Below are 3407 nucleotides of genomic sequence, written 5' to 3'. Positions count from 1 at the left end.
TCCCACTTTTCGAACTCCGGCGAGAAATACTCGATCCTCACCTTTTTGAACTCCCTGGTCGAGTATAGGTAATTATACTCTTTTACGCCGATCTCTTCGGCCATCTCCTCGACGATGCCCTCGACCTCCTCTCTGCTTTTGCCGTGAACCATCGAAAAGAGCGGATAGGGCCACTCGGGATAGACGGGGCGCAGGTAGCAGTGGCTGACGGCGCTGTAGGCGGCGACCGTCTCGCCGATCGCTTCGGCCCGCTCTTCGGGGACTTTCCAGACCACCATGGCGTTGGCGGTGAAGCCGGCTTTGCGGTGGTAGAGGATGGCGGCGAAACGGCGCATCAGCCCCGCCTTTTTCATCCGCTCCGCCTCTCGGGCCAGGGTCGCGTGGTCGATTCCCAGAGATTCCACCAGCTGGGCGAAAGGCTCGGCCACCGGCTCGATGTCTCTTTGCAGCCCCTTGATCATTTCGTAGTGGATCGGTTCCAGCTCCATCGGCTCCTTTTTCGCGCGTTTCACCCTCTCCTTTTTGGCCCGGTCTCCTTTGACGTCCAACTGCACCGAAATTTTGAACATCTTTTTCGTCGGGAGGATGATGAAGCTCTCGGCGCCCGTTCGCTCGGCCAGCAGCTCCACCGTTTTTTCGAGTCCCAGTTTCGAATCGGGCGCCACGGCGATCGTGAACCAGAGATTGTAGGGGTTGTCCCGCTCGTAGTTGTGGCTGACACCGGGGTGCTCGTTGATGATCTCCGCCGCCCTTTCGATGTCGGCCACCTTGAATGCGACCAGGGACGACTTGTATCCCAGGGACTTCGTATCGAAGATGGCCGATGTCTGGCGAATCACCTTCTCCTCTTTCAATCTCCTGTAAAGGTCCAGCAGCTCCTCTTCGCTGCTTCCCAGCTCTTCGGCCAGCTCGGCGAAAGGTCGCTCCGAGATCGGGAAACCCTTCTGAATCCTCGTCAAAAACTCTTTTTCCATCGATCTTCCGTTCCGTTTTTTGGGCCCATTATAAAGGTTTGTTCATTAACCTTTCCTTGATGCGCATCAACCCCCTCTCAACCACTCTGTGCTAAGATAATCCCATTTAAAACCGAGGCGTTTCATGGCGTATTTTCCGGCTTTCATCAAACTCGACGGCAGAAAAATCCTCCTCGTCGGCGGCGGCTACATCGCCGGCGAGAAACTCGAAAAACTGCTCGACTTCACCGACGACATCACCGTCGTGGCTCCCGAAATTTCCGAAGATGTGAGGGGGATGATCGAAGGCCACGGCCTGACCTTCCACAGGCGCCCCTACCGTCCCGAAGATCTCGAAGGCGTTTTCGTCGTCATCGTCGCCGTCGACGACCTCTCTTTGCAAAAAGAGATCTACGACGCCTGCCAGAGCCGCCACATCCTCTGCAACAGTGTCGATTCGGTCGACTACTGCGACTTCATCTTTCCCTCCTACACCAGGAAAGGGGCACTGACGGTCGCTTTCTCCACGTCGGGCATCTCCCCCTCGGTGGCCAAGTATCTGCGCCGCGCCATCGAAACGGTCATTCCCGACTCCATCGCCGACTTTCTCGAAGAGATGAAGGCTCTGCGCGCCTCCCTGCCCAAGGGAAAGGAGCGGATGAGACTGCTCGACGAGAAGGCGAAAGCCTATATCGAAAAACTTTTCAACAAGGAACTCTGAAACCATGTTCAGCAAAAAAATCGTCTACGTCCTGATGGTCGTCTTCGCCTTTCTGGCCATCTCGGCTTTCATCGTCAACATGCCCGAGAAAAAAGATCCCCAGGTGATCGAAAAGATCAAACCCTGGTTTCCCTACGAGCTGACCAAAACCCTGGGCGGGCTCGACCTCCTCGACAAACGGACCGGCGAAAAGCTCAAACTCGACAACGCCAAAGTCTTCCTCGCCTACGACAACTACCTCAAAAAGTGGGGGAAAAGCCACCTGAAACTCGAAAACGGCCGCCTCCTGATCCTGGATGACAACGGCACGCAGGTCGATACGATGGAGCTATCTCCCAAACAGGCGGCCTTCGTGCGGAAGTTCTTCTTCGAGCAGTCGCCTCAACACTGAAAGGTGGACATCTCCCCGCACAGGCTCACCCAGAAAGGTCTCTTCGGGTGAGAGGAGAAAAAGGGTCGGATACTCCAATGTATAGAGCAGCTCCACCGGGTAGTCTTCGTTCTCCCTGGTCACCAAAATGGGGATCGTCCTTTCCGAAATCGTTGCGACGAGTTCTCCGTCGGAAGCCAGACGCCGCAAAAGATCGCCGCAGGGACGGCATCCTCTTTCGACCAGCACGACGAGCATCGGTCTGCCGCTTTGGCGCGAAACCCGCAAGGCCCTGTCGAAATCCCCGTACCAGCTTATAGGCTCCGCCCCGCTCAACAAAGCCGTCATCAACAAAATGACGTAGACCCGCCACCTCATTCTCGTCGGTACTCCACCACGTCGCCTTCGAGGGTTTTCAAAAACGCGACGATGCTTTCGATCTGCTCTCGTGTCAGCGTCAGTCCCAGCTGATGCCGGGCCATGATGCGCACCGCCTCCTCGATCTTATCCACCGCACCGTTGTGGAAATAGGGTGCGGTACGGGTGATATTGCGCAAAATCGGCACCCTGAAGAGAAACTGGCCGTTTCGCCCGTGAAATCCGCCGATATCGTCGAAGGGATAGGGCGTGTCTTTGGGCTTTTGCCATCTGAAACCGGCGAAATATCTCTCACCGTCGACGAATCTCGATTCGGGCGCGAGAAGACCGTTGTAGGGGCGCAGCGGAAAACGTTGCAGACTTTGCCCCCCTACGGCCACGCCCGTGTGGCACCCTTTGCAGCCGAGACGGATGAAAAGATTCAGCCCCTCTTTCGCCCTTTGGGAAATGGCGTCGTCATCACCTTCGAGGAAGCGGTCGAAAGCCCCTCTGGTCAGCAGCGTCCTTTCATAGGCGCCGATCGCTTTCGTGACGGTGTCGAAAGTGATTCCCTCTTGTGGAAAGACCCTGCCGAACGCATCGACGTAACTTCGATCCGCCCTAATCCTGCGCACCACCTCTTCGGGCGTCATCGCCATCTCGAAAGGCGCCTGGATCGGTCCTTTGGCCTGATCCTCCACATCGGGACTTCTGCCGTCCCAGAACTGCCTTTTGGCCAAAGCCGCGTTGAGCACGGTGGGAGAGTTGAGATGCTTCGGGTTGGGAAGATCGTGAAAACCGATGGCGGTGGGGCGGTTGTCGTCACCGCCCTCCTCCAGAATATGGCAGGTCGCACAATTGATCGTCCGGTCTTTCGAGAGAACGGGATCGAAAAAGAGTCTCTCGCCCAGGGCGATCTTCTCCGATGTCAAAGGATTGTCGGGGTTGGCCACGAGAGGCAGTGCATCCCGCCACGAGGCCGGGACCGGCGCGAGACCTCTTTGCA

The 3407-nt window shown here is 56.8% G+C and carries 5 protein-coding genes; 2 read left to right on the top strand and 3 right to left on the bottom strand.

Features of this window, described 5'->3' with window-relative positions; all coding sequences use genetic code 11:
* The coding region (locus Q1K23_RS03285) for an Lrp/AsnC family transcriptional regulator (RefSeq protein ID WP_300362338.1) at positions 1 to 974 on the bottom strand (974 nt) is incomplete at its 3' end.
* 124 nt (positions 975 to 1098) lie between these two features.
* Here Q1K23_RS03285 and Q1K23_RS03280 point away from each other — a divergent pair.
* Both Q1K23_RS03280 and Q1K23_RS03275 read left to right on the top strand, forming a co-directional pair.
* A complete protein-coding gene (locus Q1K23_RS03280; RefSeq protein ID WP_300362335.1) occupies positions 1099 to 1674 on the top strand; it encodes a bifunctional precorrin-2 dehydrogenase/sirohydrochlorin ferrochelatase in 576 nt (191 codons plus the stop codon).
* Positions 1675 to 1678: 4 nt separating this feature from the next.
* The gene (locus Q1K23_RS03275) at positions 1679 to 2065 is read left to right on the top strand and encodes a hypothetical protein (RefSeq protein ID WP_300362333.1); all 387 of its coding nucleotides are present in this window, start codon (positions 1679 to 1681) and stop codon (positions 2063 to 2065) included.
* Here Q1K23_RS03275 and Q1K23_RS03270 read toward each other — a convergent pair.
* A complete protein-coding gene (locus tag Q1K23_RS03270; protein WP_300362331.1) occupies positions 2003 to 2422 on the bottom strand; it encodes a thioredoxin family protein in 420 nt (139 codons plus the stop codon). The two genes, Q1K23_RS03275 and Q1K23_RS03270, sit on opposite strands and share 63 nt — an antisense overlap.
* Positions 2419 to 3407, bottom strand: a 989-nt coding sequence (locus Q1K23_RS03265) for a cytochrome c peroxidase (protein ID WP_300362328.1), incomplete at its 5' end; no start/stop codon positions are given. The genes Q1K23_RS03270 and Q1K23_RS03265, both read right to left, overlap by 4 nt.

It is taken from the genome of Hydrogenimonas sp. (assembly GCF_029933015.1).
Taxonomy (GTDB): Bacteria; Campylobacterota; Campylobacteria; order Campylobacterales; family Hydrogenimonadaceae; genus Hydrogenimonas.
This window is presented reverse-complemented; position numbering and strand designations above follow the sequence as displayed.